20 protein-coding genes are annotated in these 22,443 nt (G+C 47.0%); 8 read left to right on the forward strand and 12 right to left on the reverse strand.

Features of this window, described 5'->3' with window-relative positions:
- Nucleotides 1-96 precede the first annotated feature (96 nt).
- Nucleotides 97-765: a hypothetical protein gene (locus QUA02_RS22320; RefSeq protein WP_333030745.1), complete on the forward strand. Its 669-nt coding sequence runs from the start codon at nt 97-99 to the stop codon at nt 763-765.
- 113 nt (nt 766-878) lie between these two features.
- Here QUA02_RS22320 and QUA02_RS22325 read toward each other — a convergent pair whose 3' ends face one another.
- Nucleotides 879-1,280, reverse strand: coding sequence for a winged helix-turn-helix transcriptional regulator (locus tag QUA02_RS22325; RefSeq protein WP_333030746.1), 402 nt, complete (start codon nt 1,278-1,280; stop codon nt 879-881).
- Nucleotides 1,281-1,470: 190 nt separating this feature from the next.
- On the opposite strand from QUA02_RS22325, the gene acsF reads away from it, so the two are divergent.
- From acsF to QUA02_RS22350, 5 genes are all read left to right on the forward strand, one after another.
- The gene (acsF, locus tag QUA02_RS22330; RefSeq protein ID WP_333030748.1) at nt 1,471-2,547 is read left to right on the forward strand and encodes a magnesium-protoporphyrin IX monomethyl ester (oxidative) cyclase; all 1,077 of its coding nucleotides are present in this window, start codon (nt 1,471-1,473) and stop codon (nt 2,545-2,547) included.
- A gap of 11 nt (nt 2,548-2,558) precedes the next feature.
- Nucleotides 2,559-3,305, forward strand: a complete 747-nt coding sequence (locus QUA02_RS22335; protein ID WP_333030750.1) for a biliverdin-producing heme oxygenase — start codon at nt 2,559-2,561, stop codon at nt 3,303-3,305.
- Between the two features lie 86 nt (nt 3,306-3,391).
- A complete protein-coding gene (hemN, locus tag QUA02_RS22340) occupies nt 3,392-4,801 on the forward strand; it encodes an oxygen-independent coproporphyrinogen III oxidase (RefSeq protein WP_333030752.1) in 1,410 nt (469 codons plus the stop codon).
- Between the two features lie 9 nt (nt 4,802-4,810).
- Nucleotides 4,811-5,644 carry an acyl-CoA desaturase gene (locus QUA02_RS22345; RefSeq protein WP_333030754.1) on the forward strand — a complete coding sequence of 278 codons (834 nt, stop codon included), beginning with the start codon at nt 4,811-4,813 and terminating at the stop codon, nt 5,642-5,644.
- 22 nt (nt 5,645-5,666) lie between these two features.
- A complete protein-coding gene (locus QUA02_RS22350; RefSeq protein WP_333030756.1) occupies nt 5,667-6,482 on the forward strand; it encodes a radical SAM protein in 816 nt (271 codons plus the stop codon).
- A gap of 212 nt (nt 6,483-6,694) precedes the next feature.
- On the opposite strand, the gene QUA02_RS22355 is transcribed toward QUA02_RS22350, so the two are convergent.
- Nucleotides 6,695-8,092 (reverse strand): hypothetical protein, encoded by a 1,398-nt coding sequence (locus tag QUA02_RS22355; RefSeq protein ID WP_333030758.1) that lies wholly within the window; start codon nt 8,090-8,092, stop codon nt 6,695-6,697.
- A 612-nt stretch (nt 8,093-8,704) separates the two neighbouring features.
- On the opposite strand from QUA02_RS22355, the gene QUA02_RS22360 reads away from it, so the two are divergent.
- A complete protein-coding gene (locus QUA02_RS22360) occupies nt 8,705-9,262 on the forward strand; it encodes a 4Fe-4S single cluster domain-containing protein (RefSeq protein WP_333030760.1) in 558 nt (185 codons plus the stop codon).
- A 123-nt stretch (nt 9,263-9,385) separates the two neighbouring features.
- On the opposite strand, the gene QUA02_RS22365 is transcribed toward QUA02_RS22360, so the two are convergent.
- Together QUA02_RS22365 and QUA02_RS22370 are read right to left on the reverse strand one after the other, a co-directional pair.
- Complete coding sequence (locus tag QUA02_RS22365) at nt 9,386-10,258, reverse strand: MBL fold metallo-hydrolase (protein WP_333030762.1); 873 nt, start codon at nt 10,256-10,258, stop codon at nt 9,386-9,388.
- A gap of 245 nt (nt 10,259-10,503) precedes the next feature.
- Nucleotides 10,504-11,793, reverse strand: a complete 1,290-nt coding sequence (locus QUA02_RS22370) for an HhoA/HhoB/HtrA family serine endopeptidase (RefSeq protein WP_333030764.1) — start codon at nt 11,791-11,793, stop codon at nt 10,504-10,506.
- Nucleotides 11,794-11,872: 79 nt separating this feature from the next.
- On the opposite strand from QUA02_RS22370, the gene QUA02_RS22375 reads away from it, so the two are divergent.
- Nucleotides 11,873-12,037, forward strand: coding sequence for a hypothetical protein (locus QUA02_RS22375; protein WP_333030766.1), 165 nt, complete (start codon nt 11,873-11,875; stop codon nt 12,035-12,037).
- Between the two features lie 414 nt (nt 12,038-12,451).
- Here QUA02_RS22375 and QUA02_RS22380 read toward each other — a convergent pair whose 3' ends face one another.
- The 8 genes from QUA02_RS22380 to QUA02_RS22415 all read right to left on the reverse strand — a co-directional run bounded on the left by QUA02_RS22380 (nt 12,452) and on the right by QUA02_RS22415 (nt 22,222).
- Complete coding sequence (locus QUA02_RS22380; RefSeq protein ID WP_333030767.1) at nt 12,452-13,531, reverse strand: AI-2E family transporter; 1,080 nt, start codon at nt 13,529-13,531, stop codon at nt 12,452-12,454.
- A gap of 262 nt (nt 13,532-13,793) precedes the next feature.
- On the reverse strand, nt 13,794-14,894 hold the full coding sequence (locus tag QUA02_RS22385; RefSeq protein WP_333030769.1) for a D-alanine--D-alanine ligase family protein: 1,101 nt from the start codon (nt 14,892-14,894) through the stop codon (nt 13,794-13,796).
- A gap of 362 nt (nt 14,895-15,256) precedes the next feature.
- Nucleotides 15,257-15,661, reverse strand: coding sequence for a hypothetical protein (locus QUA02_RS22390; protein WP_333030771.1), 405 nt, complete (start codon nt 15,659-15,661; stop codon nt 15,257-15,259).
- Between the two features lie 241 nt (nt 15,662-15,902).
- Nucleotides 15,903-17,243, reverse strand: coding sequence for a tRNA (N6-isopentenyl adenosine(37)-C2)-methylthiotransferase MiaB (gene miaB, locus QUA02_RS22395; protein WP_333030773.1), 1,341 nt, complete (start codon nt 17,241-17,243; stop codon nt 15,903-15,905).
- Nucleotides 17,244-17,590: 347 nt separating this feature from the next.
- A complete protein-coding gene (locus QUA02_RS22400) occupies nt 17,591-18,745 on the reverse strand; it encodes a DNA cytosine methyltransferase (protein ID WP_333030774.1) in 1,155 nt (384 codons plus the stop codon).
- Nucleotides 18,746-18,869: 124 nt separating this feature from the next.
- Nucleotides 18,870-19,298 carry a hypothetical protein gene (locus QUA02_RS22405; protein ID WP_333030776.1) on the reverse strand — a complete coding sequence of 143 codons (429 nt, stop codon included), beginning with the start codon at nt 19,296-19,298 and terminating at the stop codon, nt 18,870-18,872.
- Between the two features lie 288 nt (nt 19,299-19,586).
- On the reverse strand, nt 19,587-21,590 hold the full coding sequence (locus tag QUA02_RS22410) for an FHA domain-containing protein (protein ID WP_333030778.1): 2,004 nt from the start codon (nt 21,588-21,590) through the stop codon (nt 19,587-19,589).
- A gap of 104 nt (nt 21,591-21,694) precedes the next feature.
- A complete protein-coding gene (locus QUA02_RS22415) occupies nt 21,695-22,222 on the reverse strand; it encodes an FHA domain-containing protein (protein ID WP_333030779.1) in 528 nt (175 codons plus the stop codon).
- Nucleotides 22,223-22,443 lie beyond the last annotated feature (221 nt).

The raw sequence follows: 22,443 nt of genomic DNA on the forward strand, positions 1-22,443 counted from the left end.
TCTTGTTTCATCTGTAGAAAGAATTCTTAAAGAATTTGGAGATAATTATGTAATTAATTTTGCTTAACTACTTATCCTGTCGCGGATGACGGCTGTTTGGCGAATTGTCCCGCCGGCGATGCCAAAACCCAAGCGCTGCGACTGCGATCGACTCGTTCTCTGTGGGACAGCACTTACACTGATGAAAGTTGGCTGGGTAAATCCAATCCGCCGCTAACAATTATTCCCCGGTTTCGAGAGTGGGTAAACCAGGATTATCCCGGTACAAAGGTCGCAATTACTGAATATAATTGGGGCGGTTTGGAGTCAATTAATGGGGCGTTAACCCAAGCCGATGTACTGGGGATTTTTGGGCGGGAACAAGTGGATTTAGCGACGCTGTGGGGGCCTCCGAAGTCCTCGGAACCTGGTGCTTATGCTTTCCGAATGTACATGAATTACGACGGAAAAGGCGGTAAGTATGGCGATACGTGGGTGCGATCGGATAGCACAGATCGGGGGCTTTTGTCAATCTACGCAGCCGATCGCAGCAGCGATGGTACTCTGACGCTGGTAATTATTAATAAAACAAACAAAAATTTGACCAGCAACTTGAGTTTGAAAGGATTTAAACCTGCAGGGAAAGCTCAATTTTACACTTACAGTGAAGGGAATTTGGGGGCGATCGCCCGTCAGAGCGATTTAGGTGTCACCGCTGCTGGTTTTCAGGCAACTTACCCGGCTAATTCTATGACTTTGGTCGCTATTCCAAAGGCGAATTCTTAGCGGGGCTTAACTTAACAGACGGGAATTCACCCGCCAGAACCGGAATGATTAAACCGCAGAGGACGCAGAGGACACTGAGTCAGAGAAGGGAGAGATCAATAATTCTGACATTTTTAATCTGAAATTAGACCTGAAGCGTCCACCCGATCGTCCTCAGCATCCAAGTGTATCAGCGGACAAATACAACTCTCCTGTCCCAGCCACTGCGATCCTACTTGATGTAGGGCAGCCATCACCGGTTGAATTTGGCGACCCTTGGGCGTGAGGGAATATTCTACACGGGGCGGAATCTCGGCATAAACACGGCGATCGACTAACCCTTGAGATTCCATCTCTCGTAGGCGTTGGGTGAGGGTTTTGGTGCTGATTCCCGGAAGCGCCGCGAGTAATTCGTGAGGACGGCGATCGCCTCCAAACAGTTCGCGTAGAACCAAAATTGACCATTTATTGTCCAACAAATCCAGCACAAATTGAATCGGACATTTAACCTCTACGCACTGACTGGCTTCCACCATAAACTCCCTTCACAGTTGCCTTCACGATAATTTCCATATTTCTTTAGAAATGGCTCAAGCGTCCTATTGGCTTCAATGCTTTACCTCAAGTAACTATAGGATACCACTGGTAACTGACTTGTGGGCGATCGCGGATTCAGGAACAATTGGTACACAGTCATCAATTCCGAACAATCCACTCTCCACTCCTATGGTCAGTTCAATTAGTAAATCGGACTCGGCTGGTTTGCCATCCAGCATTAAAGCACCTGTTCAAGAAACCCTGTTAACACCCCGCTTTTACACCACCAATTTTGATGCCGTTGCCGAAATGGATCTGTCCGGGCAACAAGCGGAATTAGAAGCAGTTGTAGCAGAATTGCGCGCGGACTATAACCGCCACCATTTTGTCCGCAATCAGGAGTTTGAGCAATCCTGGGACAACATTGATGGCGAAACGCGAAAGGCATTTATTGACTTTCTAGAGCGATCCTGTACCTCAGAATTTTCTGGTTTTCTGTTGTTCAAAGAACTCTCCCGCAAACTCAAGAATCGCCAACCTTTGTTATCGGAAGCCTTTAACCTACTGGCACGGGATGAAGCGCGCCATGCCGGTTTCTTGAATAAGGCGATGACCGATTTTGGGTTGTCTCTTGATCTGGGCTATTTAACAAAAAATCGTACCTACACATTCTTCCCTCCAGAATGGGTAATTTATACTGTTTATCTGTCGGAAAAGATTGGCTACTGGCGCTATATTTTGGTGTATCGCCATCTCGAACAACATCCCGAATATCAAATTTATCCCTTGTTTCGCTACTTCGAGAATTGGTGCCAGGACGAAAATCGGCATGGGGATTTCTTTAAGGCATTGTTGCGATCGCAACCTCAACTCTGGAATAACTGGAAGGCAAGACTCTGGGCGCGCTTTTTCCTACTGACGGTGTTTGCCACCCACACAATGACGGTGTTGGAACGCTCCACATTTTATGACTCGATCGGGATCGACCCCCAGGAATACAACAAGCAGGTGATTCATCACACCAATGAAACGGCAAAACGGGCGTTTCCCAGTATTTTAGATACCCACCATCCAGAATTCTTTCCCCGTTTGGATCGATGTGCGATCGCCAATCAGAAGCTAGCAGAAATCTCAAGTAACCAGCGCCCTGCAGCTATCCAATTTTGCCAAAAATTACCCTGGATTGCTGCGATCTTCTGGCAGTTGTTGCGCCTTTATTTACTGCCCTCGATTAATGCTGAAGCGTCCAGAACCGCTATTAATTAGGAGATATTCCCATGACTAATCTATCCACACGCCTCCGAGAAGGCACGATGCAATCCCACACCACAGCAGAAAATACGGCATTTATGAAATGCTTTCTGAAAGGCATTGTGGAACGGGAACCTTTGCGTAAACTATTTGCCGATTTGTACTTTGTTTACAGCGCCCTAGAAACGGCTTTGCAGAACCATGTCAACCACCCGATTATCGGGGCCCTCTATTTCCCTGAGTTAAATCGCACTGAGAATCTGGCTGGCGATCTAGCTTTTTATTACGGTGAAAATTGGCTGGAGGAAATTACGGCTTCTCCAGCGGGTTGCGTGTATCGCGATCGCATTCAAGCCCTCTCAGAAACCGATCCAGTCCTGCTGATTGCCCATGCCTACACCCGCTACATGGGTGATTTATCCGGCGGACAAAGCTTGAAAAAGGTGATTCGATCGGCGTTGTCTCTGCCGCCGGATCGGGGAACAAATTTCTATGAATTTTCCCAAATCTCGACACCAGAAGCAAGGCGAGTATTTAAGGAACGCTATCGCCAAACCCTGGATGAGTTTCCGGTGGATGCTGACACAATCGAGCGAATTGTCGCAGAAGCAAATGTGGCATTTGCCCTCAACCGGGATGTAATGCACGAACTCGAAGCCGATGTAAAAGCGGCGATTGGAGAACATACCTTTGATTTGCTGACTCGGCAAGATCGCCCCGGCAGCACAGAAAGCCGCAGCCCTCATGCCAAGCGAGAATCTGTCGCGCAATAACTCGCCCAAGGAAAACAAGATCGATCGTATCTCTAAAATATGCCGGGGTTCTGAACTTACACAACAACAGAAGGACACATCAGTTTATGAAACAGTTATCACAAACAGTTGAATTTGATGCTGCATTGTTGAATACCTACAACCAGCCTTTACCCCGCTATACCAGCTATCCACCCGCCACAGAATTAACTACTGACTTCGATCGCAACGCATTTAAAACCGCGATCGCCGTCGGCAATCACAAACAAACCCCCTTATCGCTTTACTGCCACATTCCGTTTTGTGAAACGCCCTGTTATTTCTGCGGCTGCAATACCATCATCACCCAGCGCAAGGAGGTGGTAGAACCATATTTAGGCTATCTCGCTCGCCAAATTCGCCAAGTTGCCAGTTTGGTGGATGCCGATCGGCTGGTGCATCAGTTGCACTGGGGCGGTGGCACTCCCAATTATCTCGATCGAAGTCAGGTAGAGTGTCTCTGGAATCAGTTCAATCATTATTTTAGTTTTGATGCTGCAGCAGAAATATCGATCGAAGTCAATCCTAGCTATATCGATCGCGAATACATTCTATTTCTGCGACAATTAGGCTTCAATCGGATTAGCTTTGGTATTCAGGATTTTAATCCCACCGTCCAGGAAGCAATCAATCGGGTGCAGCCCGAAGCGATGTTGTTTGATGTGATGGATTGGATTCGGGAAGCAGGGTTTGAAAGTGTCAATGTAGATTTGATTTACGGCTTACCTTTCCAGACACAAACAACGTTCCAGGAAACGGTACAGAAGACCTTGCAATTAAATCCCGATCGCATTGCCGTCTTTAATTTTGCCTATGTTCCCTGGATAAAACCGATTCAGAAACGGATGCCGGAATCTGCTTTGCCGACTGCTGGCGAAAAGCTGAAAATTCTGCAAAGTACGATCGCCCAACTGACGCAAAATGGCTATGTGTTTATTGGCATGGATCACTTTGCCAAGCCAAATGATGAACTGGCGATCGCCCAACAAGCGGGTCAACTCCATCGCAATTTTCAGGGGTATACAACCAAGCCCGAATCAGATCTGTTGGGCTTTGGCATGACTTCCATCAGTATGTTGCAGGATGTATATACCCAAAACCACAAGGGATTAAAAGACTTTTATCGGGCGATCGATGCGGGTGAATTACCGATCGAAAAAGGCGTTCGACTCAACCAGGACGATCTGATTCGGCGCACGGTCATCATGGAATTGATGTGTCAATTCCAACTGTCGGTGCAAGATTTAGAAGAAAAATACCATCTCGGATTCGATCTCGATTTCAATGACTATTTCGCCCAGGAACTTCCCAAACTCGATCCCTTAGAAGCCGATGGGTTAATCAAACGTTGGGGCGATGGCATTGAAGTAACTGCGATCGGGCGATTGCTGATTCGCAATATTGCATCTGTGTTTGATGCTTACCTCGGCGATCGTACAGGCGATCGCACAATCACAACGTTTTCCAAAGCTATTTGAGATTTTTAAATGCAAACAACTCCGACTCGATATCCGCTGGATTGGACTGCGGTATTCTTTTTCACCACAATTCATGCCATCGCATTTTTAGCACCTTGGTTCTTCTCCTGGTCTGCCGTGGGTATGACTATCTTTTTGCACTGGTTATTTGGCAGTATTGGCATTTGTTTGGGCTATCACCGCCTATTGAGCCATCGCAGTTTTCAGGTTCCTAAATTGCTGGAATATGCGATCGCCCTGATTGGTGCCTTTGCTCTACAAGGAGGGCCAATTTTCTGGGTTGCGGGTCATCGGCTACACCACGCCTATACCGAGGATGTCGATAAAGATCCTTACTCTGCCCGTCGGGGGTTTTGGTGGAGCCATATGCTGTGGATTTTCTACCCCAATTCAGAATTTTTCGACTATGAACAGTACCAGCGGTTTGCCCCCGATCTGACACGCGATCGATTTTATTGCTGGCTGAATCGCAACTTTTTGCTGCTGCAAATCCCCTTGGGGCTACTGCTGTATGCACTGGGGGGATGGTCATTTGCGATCTGGGGTATGTTTGTCCGAGCTGTTTTACTCTGGCATAGCACTTGGTTTATTAACTCGGTCACTCACCTGTGGGGATACCGTACCTTTGACACAAACGACAACTCCCGCAATCTTTGGTGGGCGGCTATTCTCACCTATGGCGAAGGTTGGCACAATAACCACCACGCCCATCCTAACGTTGCCAAAGCAGGCTGGCGCTGGTGGGAGTACGATCCGACCTGGTGGGCAATTTGGCTGTTAAAGAAATTGGGTGTCGCCCGAAAAGTGGTGATGCCACCGACTCAAAATGGTACACCTTCATAAAATTGGATATCGACCTGAAGCCATGTCTACTGTCACTAAACCCTTCACTTCTGTTTACGGCCCAGTGCAATCCTGGCGCTTTGGCCGATCGCTAGGGATCGATCCGATCGGGCCAGATTCTACTTGCTCATTTAACTGTGTGTATTGCCAGTTAGGTGAGATTGAGCACCAGAGTTGCAACCGCCAGATTTTTGTACCGACTCAGAAAATTCAACAGGATCTGCAATCCTTCCCTGTCGGCAATGTGAACACCATCACCCTCAGCGGTAGCGGTGAGCCAACTCTGGCGCTGAATTTAGGCGAAATTCTGGTTATGGCGAAGGAGATGACTAGGAAGCCGGTTGGGGTATTGACCAACGGCAGTTTGCTGGGCGATCGCGCGGTGTGTGAGGAACTGGCGATCGCCGATTGGGTAGCTGTCAAAGTTGATGCTATTGCTGCTGAATCATTCCGTCGCATCAATCGCCCCATGCCAACCATCAACCTCCAGGACATTTGGGCCGGTCTCCTCCGATTTCGCCAACTCTATTCAGGACACCTGGCAATTCAGACGATGCTACTCACCGACTGGAACGAACAGGATCGGGCAGAGTACATCCGGCGGATGCAAGCATTACTGCCCGACGAAATCCAACTCAACACGCCGACGCGACTTTGCCCCCTGACGCACCAGCTAGAAGCACGAGGGAACGATCCGCCCAATGCCTGTTTATATCCGACAAGGCAACTCAAGCAAGTCCATCCTGAAGTGCTAGAGGTTTTTGGCGATCGCATTGAACGTGTCACAGGAATTCCAGTGCGTTACCCCTTATTAAAACAAGAGGCAAAGAACCGATGAAACCTCACAAAACAGGCGTTACTGAATTAAGGTATGAATGCCCCAGGAATGGGAATATCGTGTTACGGATATGGGTTGATTTACATTCGCTTTCATTGCATAAATTATTCCTCCTATTCATACTCTAACTCAGCAACGCCATAAATTAATAATTATAGTCATCCCTAAAAGCACCGCTTGCGCCACTAATTGTGTGGCGCAAGCTAACAGCCTTACTCTTGCATTCCTGCATACAGCAGTCGGACAAATAAGCGGACACCATCATCATTTTTCAATCTTGCATATGATGGAGCTTCACTGTTACCGATCGCACGCAAATCTGAGAGCAGTTCTGGATGGAATTGGCAAGTAAACGAGCGTCGAATTTTCTTAGTTTCAAAGTCTTTGTAGTTAATGCAGGTTGCTGAACATTCGGTAACTATTTCACCATCTTCCTCTGCTGTTGAACACAGAATTTCAATGGCGTCGGGCAGTTGTATTAGCCAACTCAGAGAGCTACCAGCGATGATATGCCGATAGGGAACAATAGCATCATGAATACTGCGGTAAGCCCAGTTTGCAAACAACATTGCTTCTTCGTTGACTTCATCCGAATGAAACATCGAAATTGATACTCTGGCCTCATATTGAATTGTTGTGTCAATCACGCCTTCATGGCTGTCGGCTGTGACATCATGAGCATGGATAATTTCCCAAGGAATACCTAAAGCATCGCCGTCTGGAGACTGATAAGGCAACAACACACGATCGCCTACTTCTTTTAATTCATTGCGCGTCACGGCAAAATGCTCGTCATTCCAGCCAGTAGCAACCACTCGTCCATCACGCTTTTTGACTTCGAGTGTCTTGCCCATTGCTTCGATGCGCTGGCAGACTTCTTGCAACGATCTCAGAGCCATGCCTGAGCGATCGCGCTCCAGAGATGCCGTGCCCAAAACTTCTTTGACTGCACGACGGATGAGCCGTATATGACATTCAGCAGCTAACTGGTGTCCCACACAAATAAAGATGGCAGCAGCACTGGTGGGCGAGCGCGAGATCAATAGTTTTTCCACTAATGCAAACATATCCTCTCGCGGACACGCCGGACTTGTCCAGGTGGAGGCATCGTATGTTGATGGATCACCACCTTCGACGACTACGGCATAACCAGAGTTAATTGCGGGAACAACTATTTCTGGATCGAGGACTCCTGTTGACCAAACAGGTAGTAATACTGAGTCCATATCGGCGAGTTTCTGAGCAATGTAGGCGACATTTTTGGAAGCCCGAACATCTTCGCCCTTAGCGTTAACGCCTACGTGTTCCCAAGGTTCGATGATAGTAATACAGTTGCGTAACAAATTGGGATGCAACAGTAGAAAATCCAAGTCGAACCGTGAATTAATCACTTTTTCTAAAGGCTTGGCGTGTCCCCACTCAAAAATGCCGTCGCTGGCAAATAGTTGTTTTTCTACCAAGGGGTCTTCTGAGGTTCTATCGGCCAAAAAACGACCTAACAAAATATGTGCTGATTCAAAATCCGATCTACCTTCATGCAAGTAGCCAGGAGTGAGTCGCCAGTCCGCTGTGGTGGTTTGATTCTTGTTTATTTTGATACGTTCTATCATTGGTTTCCTACAATGTCTCATCCGAAAGTAATAACTGGATTGTCAAATTATGTCTTTATTCCATATTCCATGTTCGTTGGAGTTTGACCAAATTAGTCCAGAACATTTCGATACCTTAATATTCCAACATCGGTCATGTCTGCATTTACTGCGGTGGTTTGATTCCACCGGGATTTGTCGCGCCAAAACTGCTCGCTCCTGGTATTGTCAGACCTAGAATTAGAATAATACCACAAAAGATCAGGCTCTCAACGTTAATGGGTAAATTGGCAACCTTCGTAGCCAGAAGCGCCAGTGAAGTAACGATTGATAACGTTCTTGACAAAAGAGCCGAGGGATAAAGATTACCCCCCCAAAGCACGGATAAAACTGGGGAAGTAAGGGCAATTTCACAGGTTTGCCGTGCGCGTCTCATGTGGGAGACATTTATTGCGTCAAACTTTGTATAGCGGTTCTCAGATAAATGAGGTATACAGAAACCCTGTATTGTCATGCTTTCCAGGTCAAAATTCGTACCTCACCTTTTTGATAAAGGCTATACCTTGGCGTTGCTTAATCAGGGTATGAAAAAAATTAGTTGAAAATCCAGAAGCTTTGTGGATACTGGTTTCTATGATTGCATATTTAGCCTTTCATACCGTAAATCAGCAACGCCACAAAACAAACCCATATTTTCAGCTTTTAGACATTCCCCCTGGCTATCTCAACATCATGGGATATGTAGATGAGTCAGAAGTAAATGGGCCGGGTTGTCGAGCCGTCATCTGGGTGCAAGGATGTCTGCGGGAGTGTCCAGGCTGCTTTAATCCGGCTTCCTGGTCTCTTGAGATCGATCGACTAATCAGCGTTGATGCCCTTGCCCAGCAGATTCTCAGTCACCCTCGCAACCAGGGTGTCACCTTTTCGGGCGGAGAACCCTTCTGGCAAGCTCCCGCCTTGGCAGATTTGGCACGCCAAGTCAAAGCAGCAGGATTAAATGTCATGTCGTTTACGGGCTTCACGTTAGAACAATTGCGATCGCAACAGGGGCCCGCCGGTGTTGAGGAGTTGCTGGAACAACTCGATATTTTAATCGATGGTGCCGCTAGGTCATTTTTGGGCAGTCAACTCACCCGATTCTCTCGTTTCTTCCAGCAACCAGCGCGTCCATCTTTTCAATCCTGCTTTTGAGGATCAACTCACTTGGGCGAGCGATCGGATGGAGATTCATATTCTCAAAGATGGCAGTCGGATTTTTACAGGCTACCGGGGTCAAATGAATCTGGCTGAGTCGGAGTTATGAACCAGATCGCATTAAGCATCTACCATCCAAGCAATACACTTTTGCATTTGATTGCTCATTGTTTGTCGATCGGCATTATACCTGCGGCCGTGTCCCGGCAACACCCATTCAAACGAGTAATTAGCCAAGTTTTGCATAGATTTGATTTGTTCCGGCCAAGAATACCAACAGACTTCGTGAAAGCCAACTAGCTGCTGCAAACTTTCCGACCAAGCAAGATGGTCGCCGCTGAACAAAAACTTGTTATTGTAAAGCAAAACTGTGTGACCTTTCGTGTGGCCGGGTACAGGTATAATCCACAAGTCATCTGCGATTTGATGCGGTTCGTTCCCAAACAATTGAATTTCTACACTGCGAGTACCTGCGTTAATTTCGTCAGCATGAAGGATGCGATCGCACCCAAAATGATCGCGGTATTGTTGATGGTCTGCTACGTCGTCGCGGTGAGTCAAGTACAGATAGCGAATGCCACCCATTGCTTCTATGTTTTTGACTAGCGGCGGCACAAAACGGGGAGAATCAACTAAAACATTGCCCTCTGGACGGACAATTAAATAGCTAGCAGCACCGTAGGATTTCTCGGAATGGTAGCCGCAGTGGTAAACATTTTCTGTTACGAGTGCGGGCAACTGTTGCTGAACTTCTTTGATGCTTTTGGGTTTTTCAACAGTGCCGATGGAACTTGTGGGACAAGACAAAAGAGCTGCGAGCGATCGCATTTCTTCAGTTTCATTAGTTGGCTGCTGGTAAACCGCAGACTGTTCTCCTGCTTGACCAAATACTTCGGGTGCCATCCACCGACAAGTATCGCAGTCAATACAGGTACTGTCTACATAAAAGTTACCGTTAATATTTTCAGTACGCCTCCGATTAATGTTAGCCATTTTTCTACCTCTTAATAACCCATATAAATTATGGTAACTTAGTTTAACTAGAACCCCCGACATCCCGCCGGGGTTTAAACCCGTCTCACAGCACAATTCGGTTAAAACTCACATCTTGCACCATTCTCAAGAACAGGCAAGATGCCTGTTCCACAAAGAGTGAGTTTTCTTGTGGAACAGGCATCTTGCCCGTTCATAAAAGAATTATTGACAATGGTGCAATATCTAAGTTTCAATCAACAATTCTACTGCTGCCGATCCACTGGAAAAGCACCCGCTTTCACCGCCACAGTAACAGGTTGTCCGCTGCGGCTCAATTCAAGCTGCAGATTGCTGCCTACTGTACTTTTCTCGACAATTTGCTGTACGCTGCCAGCATCGCTGACTTCTGCACCGTTGATTTTCTTGATCACATCGGCAACGCGAACTCCCGCTTGTGCCGCCGGAGAATCTTTGGCAATTCCGAGAACTAACACGCCTTTATCTTCAGTCAGCCTCAATTTGCTGTTGGGATTTTTATTAAATTCTGCCTTGACATCGGGAGTAATGCTCAACATCCGAACCCCCAAATAAGGATGTTCGGCTTTACCTGTTGTTGCTAACTGGTTGGCAATTTGTTGTGCTCGATCGATCGGAATGGCAAAACCCAATCCTTGAGCGCCTTGAATAATCGCCGTATTCATCCCGATAACTTGACCGCGCTGGTTCAGCAGCGGCCCGCCGGAATTGCCGGGATTGATCGCAGCATCGGTTTGAATAAAGCTGACGCGCTTGTCGGGAACACCGACATCGGCGCTAGAACGGCCTGTAGCGCTAATAATGCCCACAGTCACAGTATTGTCCAAACCGAGGGGATTGCCGATCGCGATCGCCCATTCTCCCGGCTCTAATTCTTCAGATTTGCCCAAACTCACCACAGGCAAATTGGTAGCTTCAATTTTAACAACAGCCACATCAGTAACTGTATCTACGCCTAAAACTTTGCCGACAAATTCGCGGCCATCCTTCAGTTTTACCGTCACCGTATCTGCACCGTCAACAACGTGAGCGTTAGTCAAAATGCGACCGTCGGAACCAAAAACAAAGCCCGAACCCGAACCCCGTTCTACCCGATTTCCCGGTTGAACGGGAGATTCGGAGCCGAAGAAGCGGCGGAATTGCTGGGGGATCTCATCTGGAACTTGGTTCTTCACCGTGCGAGAAGAATTGATCCGCACCACTGCCGGGCCGACTTCCTGCACTACTTTAGTGACAAAATTAGAGTCTTGAGAGGGCAGTATATTTGCAGGCAATGCTGAGATTGGCGCTGCATTTGCCGGTTCAGATTTGATGGCGTTAGAACTTCCAGGAACTTGAGAAGTTAGGGCGTTGCACCCAACAGTTGCGGTGGAGCCGAGCAAAACGAGGGATAAAAAAGCCAGTTTTTTGGGCACAGAAAAACGGCGATCGCGCACAGTTGCAGCAGGCATATTTTTGGTTGACACAGTATTGATTTGGTGGGAGTTAGAGGGAGAGTTATAATTAGGGTTTTGCATTTTTAGCACCTACTGTAATTAAATTAGAACTAAAGGCTCTTTAATTTTAATTCAAGCATTTGTTAGAGGTGATTGCCTGGTGGGGTTTACCCTACACGGTGAGGTGGAAACCGGACTATCGCAGGCAAATTGTGGATTCCAGCTTTTGAGCGCGATCGCGAACTCAGGTAGCACTGGCGAATTACCTCACACTTCCACAATCAAGACTACGATCGCAGACCAGGATATTCCGCATTGGCATTAAATATTCACAGGATTGATATCCGAACTCTACAACAGTCATGGAGTCGCAAAAGCCCGGTTAAGAGTCAAAATCTTCGTTGTGAGCGATCGACGTTAACGTAGAAACGGGGTTTTTGACCCCGCCTGCATCCATGACAGCAGCTAAAGCACCCAGAAAGCCTAAACCTAAAGCAGGAAGGAAAAAACCTGTAAAGCCTCAAGCTAAAGTACCAACTAAAGCTCAGTCAAAATAGCCGGGAAAAACTCCCTTCAAACTGAGATATTGCACCATTCTCAATTACTTGTTTAGGAACAGGCTTTCCGGCCTGTTCCACAAGAGATGAGTTTTATTGTGGAACAGGCCGGAAAGCCTGTTCTTGACAATGGTGCAAGATGTGAGTTCAAATCTAAACTTTGAACCTGCGGAGCAATTTTATTACTCCGCAGGTTCAATGGAACTAACCGCATCGATTTCCCTCGACTTGTTCCTCAAAGTTTCCAAACTATCAACAGTATTCTTAATAAAACCGGCCATCGGCGCAGCAACTATCAAACCTGCTAATCCCGCCACCTTAACCCCCACCAGCAGCGAAACTAAAATCCACACGGGATTGAGACCGATAAAACCGCCTAATAACCGAGGAGCCACCCCGCTTTCAATTACTTGCTCGATTACTGTAGCGACAGCTAAAACTGTGACGCCGAGCCAAAAGTTGTTTAATACGATCAGCAAACTGACAATGCAAATACTGAAAGGTGCCCCGAAGGGAATCATGGTCATTACACCCACACCCAAACCGAACAGCAATCCGAAAGGAACTCGCAAAATTAAAAAAGCAACAGTGATAGACAGTCCCATCAAACCCGCCAAAGTTGCTTGTCCGACGAAGTAGTTGTGGAAGCTTCGCGCCAGCAACTGTCGCAATTGCAGGCTCAGCTTGGAGGGAAACCACTTAAACAATCCTTCCCACACGCGATCGCCGTGCAATAGCAAGTAGAATGTCAGGACTATTGTCAGGAGGAAATTCAACAGACTGTCTGCCGCACCCAAGCCAAATTTGAGGATTTCGCCGGTGAGAGACTGTAATTGAGCTGAAAGTCGATCGCTCAATTGCGTAGTCAAACCGCTAACATCAATGCGGAGATTGCGATTTTCCGCCCACTTGTGGAACGCTTCAATCTGTTCTGTACCAGAAACTATCCAAGTCGGCAGTCGGGTGGCGAGTTCAGTAATTTGGTTCAGCAGAATAGGAGCCAGAGTGACACCTAAAACCACCAATACCAGCAAAGTCAAAAACAATACCGACAACACTGCCCGATCGCGCTTCAGCCCGTATGTGCGCAGAAAGCGCACTGGATAATCTAGCAAAAAAGAGAACACTGTAGCGATTACCAAAACTGTAATCAGGGCGCGAAAATATTCAAAAACTAGGAGGGCTAACCAGCAGTTAAGTACCGCTAGGGGAAATAACAGTCCGTAAGTCCACCACTGCGGCAGTTGAGTGAAACGTCTCATCTAAGTTAACCCAGTTAAAATTGGAGATGCAAGATGTGAGATTGACGCTGCTATTCGCCGTTCTCCGCTAACCATTTTATTCTGCATTTATTTATACCAGCCTGCTGAAAATTCCCAGTTGCTAGACCACCAGCAGAAATAGGACTGCCGGCAGGCACTGCCTGCCACAACCATGTTATATCGTTTCCGCTGGCATGGATATATTACCTGCGAAATAACTTATTTTTTGCTGATGGCACGGCAGGGGTTTGCTGCTGGCGATTCAACCTTTTTCCCCGTGCCGTTCGAGAGCTAATTGAATTAAACGGTCTACTAATTCCGGGAAAGAAATGCCGTCCGCTGCCCACATTTGCGGGTACATACTGGTAGCTGTAAAGCCGGGGAAAGTGTTAATTTCGTTAATCAAAACTTCTCCGGTTGATTCAATGTAGAAAAAGTCTACTCGCGCTAAACCTGCCGCGTCTACAGCCAAAAATGCTTGCACTGCCATTTCTTGGATTTGCGAGACGATCGCACCGCTGACTTTTGCCGGGATTGAGCAGTCGGCTTGTCCCTGGGTATATTTAGTTTCGTAATCGTAGAAATCGCTTTGAAAACTAATTTCTCCCACCGTTGAAGCTTTAGGGTTGTCGTTGCCTAAAACTGCACATTCTAATTCTCTAGCAACCACACCTGCTTCAACAATTATCCGCCTGTCGTAGCTGGCGGCGCTGTCGAGAGCTGCTTCTAATTCGGCGCGCGATCGAGCTTTAGAAATTCCCACAGACGAACCCAAATTCGCTGGTTTCACAAAACAAGGATAGCCCAAAGTGGCTTCAATTTTGTCGCACAGTTTGGGGAAAACGCAAGGATTAGACCAGATTTCGGAACGGTTGACAGCGATGTATTTTACCTGCGGCAAACCAGCGTGAGCAAAAGCCATTTTCATCGCAATTTTATCCATTCCCAGCGCCGAACCTAGAACCCCGGAACCGACAAACGGAATTTGTATTAATTTCAGCAACCCTTGCACAGTACCGTCTTCGCCGTTCGGGCCGTGCAAAACAGGGAACCAAACGTCTACTGCATTCAAACTGGGAAATTGGGGAGAGAGGGAAGACAAAGAAGAGTTTTGTTGTCCTGCTTCTCCTGCTTCTTCTCCTTGTCCCTCTATTTCCAGGGGTTTTCCTGCTGCTAATACTTGTTGAGGTAAAGTTCCCGACAGCCAGCGGCCGTCTTTTTGGATGTAAAAGGGCAGAACTTCGTATTTAGAGGCATTTTCGTCAGCAGCTAGGGCTCGCGCGATCGCCCGCGCCGAACTAATTGAAACTTCGTGTTCGCCCGATCGCCCGCCAAAGAGTAGCCCGATCCGCATCTTCGTCATTTTTCAATACTCCCGGTACTTTTTGACAAATATACACGCAGTTAGCGCAGCCAACGCAGAAACGAACCGCCTTAAAACTACTTATCTCCTCCCTCCCACTCGGGAGCATCCCAATTTGGTAAAAAGCGTTTTTTACGCAGTGCGAGCGTCTCGCTCGCTAGCCCTGCCGTTCGCTATGGACGCTCGCACTGCTCTCATCCAAATATATTATTATGATGCAACCGTCCCCGATCTGAAAGCAAAAATGGGATGCTCCCTCCCACTCTTCCTCTGTGTCAAGAGCGCCCTCTGCGGTAAAAAAATTACATCTTATTAAAAGAGTGCAGCACTAAGCCATCTCCAGCCAATATTATCTATACAGACTATTTGGGCTGTACCGGTTTCACAAAACTGCTGCGAGCCCGAACAAAACAATTGCGAGGCCCGCCGGTATTCTCACTTTTTTCTACAAAAAACCAAGGTTGATGTCGATCGTCATACAAAACCCCCAATCCGCTAGGGCCGAGATAGATTTCAAACTTCTGCCCTTGTTTCAAAGTGCCAACCACAGGCCAACTGCCAATATTTAAATCTACCTTGCTCCCCGGGTCTTCTATTTCTTGAATAGAATGCGGGCCCATACGACAGTTGAGACCGTTCGGGTCAGAATCTACCACTTGCCAATATCGATGGGATGTTCTTGAATACTCTCCGCGTTCGTTTGGCTGCGGCAATTCAACTTGCGGAGTTGAATTTTGCGTCGTGTCAAATTCAGAAATTTGTGTCATTTTATTTAAACTCTCTTTATTCCAATTATAGTCACAAAACTGGTGATATCAAATCCGGTTACATCGGAATTATACATTAGTGCGAGCGTCCCGCTCGCGAGTTACTTATAGCGAGCGGGACTCAAAAAATCATGATTCCGATGAAGCGCGGAAATGATATGAAAAGTCGATCGCTCCTATGCTTGTGCACTTACCTAGTTCCCCAACAACTTCTGCGAAGTCGGGGAACTCAGAGAACTATTTAAAGCATTTCCCCTGTCAAACTAAAAGCGCGAATATCTGTAATTTTAACCCGCACAATTTTACCAACCAATTCAGCAATATCGCCCTTGAAAAATGTGAGGCGATTGCCGCGAGTGCGTCCCATCACCTGACTTGAATCTTTGAGATTCTGGACTTCCACCAAAACCTCTTCAATTCGTCCAAAATAGCGCTGCGATCGCTCCATCGCCGTTGTTGTCACCACATGATTTAGTCGTTGCAGGCGATCGGCTTTCACCTCCTCGCTCAACTGATTATCCCACAAAGCAGCCGGCGTTCCAGGGCGCGGCGAATAAGCCGCAGTATTCACCAAATCAAAACCAACATCTTCGATTAACTTCACAGTCTTCTCAAACTGCACTTCCGTCTCACCCGGAAAACCCACAATCGCATCAGCCGTAATCGAAGCATCCGGCATATAGCGGCGAATTGTATCAATAATCCTGCGGTATTTTTCCTGAGTGTAACCCCGAGACATCGCCTTCAAAATATCATTATCGCCAGACTGAAAAGGAATGTGAAAATGTTCGCAAACCTGCGGTAATTCAGCACAAGCCTTAATTAAGCGTTCCGTAAAATAGCGCGGGTGGCTAGTAGCAAATCGAAGGCGATCGACACCAGGAACATCCTGCACAAAATAAAGCAAATCCGTCAAAGTATGCTGGTTGCTCCCATCCGGTTTAGTTCCCGGCAAATCTCGACCGTAAGCATCAATATTCTGCCCCAACAAAGTTACCTCCTTGTAACCTTGGCGGCCCAAATCCTCCATTTCCGCGCGAATTGCCTCCGGTGTTCGCGACTGTTCAACCCCGCGAACATTCGGCACAACACAATAAGTGCAGCGTTCATTGCAGCCATAAATTACATTCACCCAAGCCGTCACCTTACTATCGCGGCGAGGCTTAGTAATATCCTCCATAATCTCAACAGCTTCAGTTGCCACAACTTGATTTCCCTCGAACACTTGTTCCAGCAAATCTTCAAGCCGATTCGCGTGTTGCGGCCCCATTACTAAGTCTAATTCCGGCACGCGTCGCAGCAGCGCTTCACCTTCCTGCTGAGCCACGCATCCCGCTACAATTAAAGTTAAACCCGGTTCTTGGCGCTTGCGGTGAGCCTGCCTTCCCAGGTTAGAATAAACTCTTTGTTCGGCATTGTCGCGAATCGTGCAAGTATTGTAGAGAATCAAACTAGCTTCGTTCGGGTCTTCCGAAAACTCAAAGCCCATATTTTCGAGAATGCCGGCCATCCGTTCGGAGTCGGCTTTATTCATCTGGCATCCGAAAGTGGTAATGTGATAGCGGCGGGGTTTAACGGTCATGGCGAATTGCAGGGAAATAAAAAATCTAGGTTTTCAACCTTAACAAGTTATTATATAACAAGTCTAAACCCTTTGTGAATTTTTATTTTTTTCCGTCTTTTCTCTTTCTCAGCACCCTCTGCTGTTCATGAAAAAACCGCTTTCACATATTTGTAGGGTGTGTGAGGCGCGGCGATTAACTTGCGCCACCGACAATCAATTTTAAACCGCGCGTCACGCACCAAAATCTAGTTATGGCGGTGCGTGAGTGTTAAAAATCTCACAATTTGAATTCAAAGATTACTTGCCCTCACGCACCCTACAGCTAAAATCCTGATGCTAAGGTTTATTTGCGCCTATTTCTTTATTTATTTTCTCTGTAAAAATTGAGAAATTGTTTTAGCAATACCTTGTGCAGCCAAATAAGGAACTCCATTCCCCACCGTTTTAAACATATTAGTTAGAGTCATATTTTCGGGCAGCGCAAACTTTTTTGGCAGTGACTGAACTGCCAGTGTTTCTGCAACAGAAAGCCTGCGAAGTTTGTAAGGGTGCAAGTGAACTTCATTGTTGCCGTAACAAGCAGTCGGGGAATAACGCCACCTGTGCAAACGCTTGTAAGATTTTTTAGAATCATCTCCCTCATCGACAGCAGCAAACCTTTTAATCCCCGCTCTTGGTTGAAAATAATGTTCGGCATTGGGATGGTTTGCAACATCATTTTTTTGGAACCAAAACTGTACTGTTAACTCTTTGGTAATGCCATCTGGGCAAGGCAACAAACTATCGCAGGCAAACGCATTTTTCTCAGGCCAAGGATTAGAAAAAACTTCTGATTTGGAATATAAAATCTGACTTGACCAAGGAAATACACCTTCAGGCAACATTTGGCTGTTTTGCTCTAAATAAATGCCCATATCTTTGACAATATTTTTTCGGAAACCGATTAAAATAATTCGCTCTCTATCTTGCGGCACACCGTATTCGAGCGCATTAATCAAACGTTCCACAAATAAGTATCCTGCCTCAGCCAAATTATGTTTAAGTTCCTCATAAAAAGCTTTATGTTTTTTTGTTTTCCACAAGCCTTTGACATTTTCAAACAAAAAGAAATCCGGCTGCTGCTGGCAAATCAATTCAATGTAAGAAGCTGAAAGTTTGCCTTTATCTCCTTCCCCACCTCGGTTTTTGCCGCCAATTGAAAAGTCAGGACAAGGTGGCCCCGCAATAAATCCAATAATATCGTGTTTCTTGCGAGCATCTTGCATCAATTCCCGCAAGTGAAGTGCTGGTTTTCCTTCTACAAGTCGAGTCACATCTGCTTCCTCTCCTTCGCAGTGTCCGTATTCTGGCTGCGGTAAGTTTAGATACTGGCGAGAGTGACGGTATGCTTGGATGAATGGCGGGAAAATTTCGCTGACGTATGCTACATTAAAGCCGATCGACTCAAAGCCCAAATCTAGGAAGCCTGAACCCGAAAAAAAAGAAAATATACAGGGGATGGGGAATTGGGAATTGGGCATGGGGAATTGGGAATTGGTAATTGGTAATTGACCGGGCGGGGCGGGCTTATGAGATTATTAATTTGAGGCGATTATTATTTGTAAAACCCGCGCCTACAGGCATCACAAAAATCACACAATATTATTACAACCATTGGCCGCCTCGGAAACGCCAGTAGGGAAATAAAATTCGCATTAGTGTTTGCGATGCCAGATAAATAGCCAGCCACACTAAACTGTAATGCAGGGCAAAAGATCCCAAGTCAAAATCTTCCGGCGGTATCCCCGGCAAACCGATAGTTTTTATTAATAGCAAGACAAAAAGTGCTTCCCAAATCCCGGCGAGCAATTGAAACGCGCCGGGCCAATCTCGATCCCAGCGGTACTGCTGGATGTAGATATATAAGGCATCCCAGCCGATGCCAAAAATCGCTACATAGCCTAAAATTCCGAAAAAGATCGAGCCTGATTTACCAGCGATTAAACCTAGAAAAAATGGCAGTGTTACTAAAACGCCTACAGTTGCAAATAATAATATTCGAGTTTGCCATCGGCCAAATAAGGTGGGAGTCATTCGATTTTGGATTTTAGATTTTGGATTTTAGATTGAATGGGAAGGTTGTTCGATTTTAGATTTTGGATTTTAGATTTTAGATTGAATGCGAAGTTCGTTTTAATCAGTTAAATGTGACATCTTTTACCATTTTCAAGAACAGGCAAGATGCCTGTTCCACAAAGAGTGAGTTTTATTGTGAGGTGGGCATCCTGCCCGCCCGTAAAAAACCTATTGAAAATGGTGCAATACCTCAGTTAAATCCCTTAAATCTTGTACATTGCTTGTTGCCAAACTTCGTCCTTCAAGTTAGCCGGGAGATTTATTGAAAATCCACTTCAACCACTGCACGAACGATCGCCAAACGCTCAATTTGCGGACACCCGGAGATCGGTTGGCGGCCAGACTTTCAACCGAACGCAAGGCGGCGTATTGCAAGCCCAAAAAACTGTCTACGGGCGCGTAAGGCCCCCCCAAAGTAATCGCGCCGGCTGCGTATACCCGGCCTTCTGTGTTGCTAGCAGAAGAATTCCGCAATTCGGACACTTCAAAATCGTTGTTCACGCTCAGCCGCCCCAAACTATTGAGAGGAAGATTGTATTGAGCTACCAAATCGTTTAACAGGGGACTGGTTTTTACCTTAGCGTCCAAACCTGTAGCGTCAATAATAAAATCAGCCTCTAACTTAATTTGCCCCTTGAGTTCCTTCTCCTGAATGTACGTCACCGTCCGGTTTTGACTGTCGCGCTCGACTCTATCGACTTCCCCGAAGGTAATTTGATACCATCCTTGACTTAAACCTTCTTTGACAATCCGCCGCCAGTCGCTGCGCTTGGCTGTAGTAGTACCGCCCCAGTCTGCGAGCAACTGCGGGCGAATTTCGGGGGCGACTTTTTCCAACATTACTCGCAGTTCCCCGCCCCAGCAAGCTTTCGGCCAGTTGAAAGGTTGAAATTCGTAGTGATTTTCGACTCTTCGCTGAGCGAGGTTAAACTTGTTGCCCTGGGGTTTGGGCGATCGCATCAAATGCAATACTTGAATGTTGCTGTTGTGCTGCCGCGCTTCGTAAATCCGCTGCACCACTCGCGAAGCGACGATTCCCCGCCCTCTAATTAACACGCTGCCGCCCCGGGATTCTAACTTTTCGTAAACCCCGTCGTGGCTTTCGTAAGCGTTGACAACCGACTCAAAATCCTGGGTTTTTTCGCGGTAAGCTTGCAAGTCCGGCAGAAATTGAATGGCGGGATAGCCGGTGGCTAAGTGTACGTATTTGGCGATTAAAAAAGCGTGGTCGCGGTGATCCGCATTTGATCGAGAATAAGCGATCGCGTACCTGCCGTCATCTGTCTTGCGAATTCCCCGCACTCTACCGTAGCGAAACATCTGATTCCAACCGATACGGAGAATTTCCCTGTCAATAGCATCAAACACATTCCCCGCCCGAGGCGTATAAGTTTCGGCAAAAGTCGGTTCGGCAAACACCTGCCACATCAACTTCAAGGACATCCCCAACCGCCCTTTGAGCAATTCCTGCCAAGCTTCCCGCACAGCGTAGGGAGGCCAGCCCCAAATGTTATCTGGACAAGAGTCAGAATTCGATCGCAGCCGTTCCCGCAGCGGAATTTGAGAATTCAGGCACAACCGACGGTAGCGGGCGTAAGGTTGCTCTTCCATGCCCAAAACCGCAATTCGATCTGTTTTCACCCCGCAAATTCTCAGCAAATCCACCCAAATAAAGCTGCCCAAACCGCCGCCAACGGCAGCCCAATCAACTTCTGCCACAGGGAGTCCCATAGATTGGAGCGATCGCATTGTCACTTGAGAAGCGTGCAAAAATGCGATCGGAGGAAATTCTCCTCTACTACCTGTTTGAGGAAGCGGCAGCACCCTTTGCGGCCCGAACCCAGAGTCTGGCCCATTTGTCTGCGGGTTAAAGAAAATGTGAGAATTGACAGACTGGGTTTCTGCGGAATTAACAGCAAATGAAATGCCGATCTCGTAGGGCCCAACTTGCAGCATATCGCCATTTGCCAGCACGCACCGGGTTTGGCGAGCGCCGTTGACAAAAGTACCGTTGCGGCTGCCCGTGTCAGTGAGTACGATACTGTCGCCTTCGGTGCCAATCACTCCGTGGAAGCGAGAAACTTGACTGCTGCTGAGCGCAATTCGAGAAACTCGTTCCCCGTTGATTGTGGCGGGCATAGCTTCAAAAATTCGCCCCAAAGCGATGGGCAAGTCGAGTATCGGGGAGCGACAATCTCCCGTCGCTGTATCGTTCCAAGTCAGTCGCAGGCGCAAGGGTTGAGAATTCATGATTATTTTTTAAACATCAGCCGTCAGCTTTGAGCTTTCTGCAAAAAAGATTTTTAAATTTGAAAGTGTTTAGCGGATAGCCCTATTTTCCCTTTTTCAAACTTTCACGGAGAGAGCATCACACTCGCCGCCGCCGCCAAAGAAGTACCGCACCACGGACACCCCGCATTCAACTGCGCGTAAGGCGAAATTCGGCTGCACTTGGGACACTGCAAACCATATTTTGAAGGGCCCGTAGGTTCAGAGTTACCCTGTGCGGGAGGCCCCAGCAAAACTGTCAGCGGCGCGCTTACCTCTACCTCTGTGACCTTCACCACCTCGATTTCCACTTCGCCTAAATGGATTCGGCTTCCCAATCTCAATTTTGCTTCGCCTTGGGTGAGAAATTTTCCGTCTACCAACGGCGGATTGCTTTGGCGCAAATTCCGCACTGCATACTCCTGCAATTCCTGATTAAAAAATATTTCAACGTGCAGACCCGATACGCTCGGATGCGAAAATACTATATCGCACTTTGCTGGGTCGCGCCCGATCCTCACGGTTCCCGGATTTTTGCTCGGCTGTCCGTTTTGAATTGTCTGAGTTTGACGCACCCCAGCTTCTGTCCATGCTAAAGTGAGCTGGTTTGTCATGGTTCTATAGTTTCCTGAAAAATATTATTAATCTAACTCTTCTGACGAACGTCCTTACTACAAACTCAATTAGAATTATTGAGTCGGACTAGATATTGCGTTCTGAAAATATTTTGTGCAGCTCAACAAAAAAGCCCCGACTTCGGGGCTTTTAACGCTCGGATTTGCCTTTTTTTGAGACACTGACTTGCCATGAGTCAGCTTTTCTTTCCCGGAAAAAT

The sequence above is a fragment of the Microcoleus pseudofavosus SVA1_A4 genome (genome assembly GCF_036700565.1).
Taxonomy (GTDB): Bacteria; Cyanobacteriota; Cyanobacteriia; order Cyanobacteriales; family Microcoleaceae; genus Microcoleus.

What these genes read in the sequence shown, in the direction of transcription:
- QUA02_RS22335 (WP_333030750.1), top strand. Translation starts at nt 2,559, where the DNA reads ATGACTAATCTATCCACACGCCTCCGAGAAGGCACGATGCAATCCCAC.
- hemN (WP_333030752.1), top strand. Translation starts at nt 3,392, where the DNA reads ATGAAACAGTTATCACAAACAGTTGAATTTGATGCTGCATTGTTGAAT.
- QUA02_RS22355 (WP_333030758.1), bottom strand. Translation starts at nt 8,092, where the DNA reads ATGATAGAACGTATCAAAATAAACAAGAATCAAACCACCACAGCGGAC.
- QUA02_RS22410 (WP_333030778.1), bottom strand. Translation starts at nt 21,590, where the DNA reads ATGAATTCTCAACCCTTGCGCCTGCGACTGACTTGGAACGATACAGCG.
- QUA02_RS22415 (WP_333030779.1), bottom strand. Translation starts at nt 22,222, where the DNA reads ATGACAAACCAGCTCACTTTAGCATGGACAGAAGCTGGGGTGCGTCAA.
- acsF (WP_333030748.1), top strand. Translation starts at nt 1,471, where the DNA reads ATGGTCAGTTCAATTAGTAAATCGGACTCGGCTGGTTTGCCATCCAGC.
- QUA02_RS22350 (WP_333030756.1), top strand. Translation starts at nt 5,667, where the DNA reads ATGTCTACTGTCACTAAACCCTTCACTTCTGTTTACGGCCCAGTGCAA.
- QUA02_RS22365 (WP_333030762.1), bottom strand. Translation starts at nt 10,258, where the DNA reads ATGGCTAACATTAATCGGAGGCGTACTGAAAATATTAACGGTAACTTT.
- QUA02_RS22405 (WP_333030776.1), bottom strand. Translation starts at nt 19,298, where the DNA reads ATGACTCCCACCTTATTTGGCCGATGGCAAACTCGAATATTATTATTT.
- QUA02_RS22385 (WP_333030769.1), bottom strand. Translation starts at nt 14,894, where the DNA reads ATGACGAAGATGCGGATCGGGCTACTCTTTGGCGGGCGATCGGGCGAA.
- QUA02_RS22390 (WP_333030771.1), bottom strand. Translation starts at nt 15,661, where the DNA reads ATGACACAAATTTCTGAATTTGACACGACGCAAAATTCAACTCCGCAA.
- miaB (WP_333030773.1), bottom strand. Translation starts at nt 17,243, where the DNA reads ATGACCGTTAAACCCCGCCGCTATCACATTACCACTTTCGGATGCCAG.
- QUA02_RS22380 (WP_333030767.1), bottom strand. Translation starts at nt 13,531, where the DNA reads ATGAGACGTTTCACTCAACTGCCGCAGTGGTGGACTTACGGACTGTTA.
- QUA02_RS22345 (WP_333030754.1), top strand. Translation starts at nt 4,811, where the DNA reads ATGCAAACAACTCCGACTCGATATCCGCTGGATTGGACTGCGGTATTC.
- QUA02_RS22370 (WP_333030764.1), bottom strand. Translation starts at nt 11,793, where the DNA reads ATGCAAAACCCTAATTATAACTCTCCCTCTAACTCCCACCAAATCAAT.
- QUA02_RS22400 (WP_333030774.1), bottom strand. Translation starts at nt 18,745, where the DNA reads ATGCCCAATTCCCAATTCCCCATCCCCTGTATATTTTCTTTTTTTTCG.
- QUA02_RS22360 (WP_333030760.1), top strand. Translation starts at nt 8,705, where the DNA reads ATGATTGCATATTTAGCCTTTCATACCGTAAATCAGCAACGCCACAAA.
- QUA02_RS22325 (WP_333030746.1), bottom strand. Translation starts at nt 1,280, where the DNA reads ATGGTGGAAGCCAGTCAGTGCGTAGAGGTTAAATGTCCGATTCAATTT.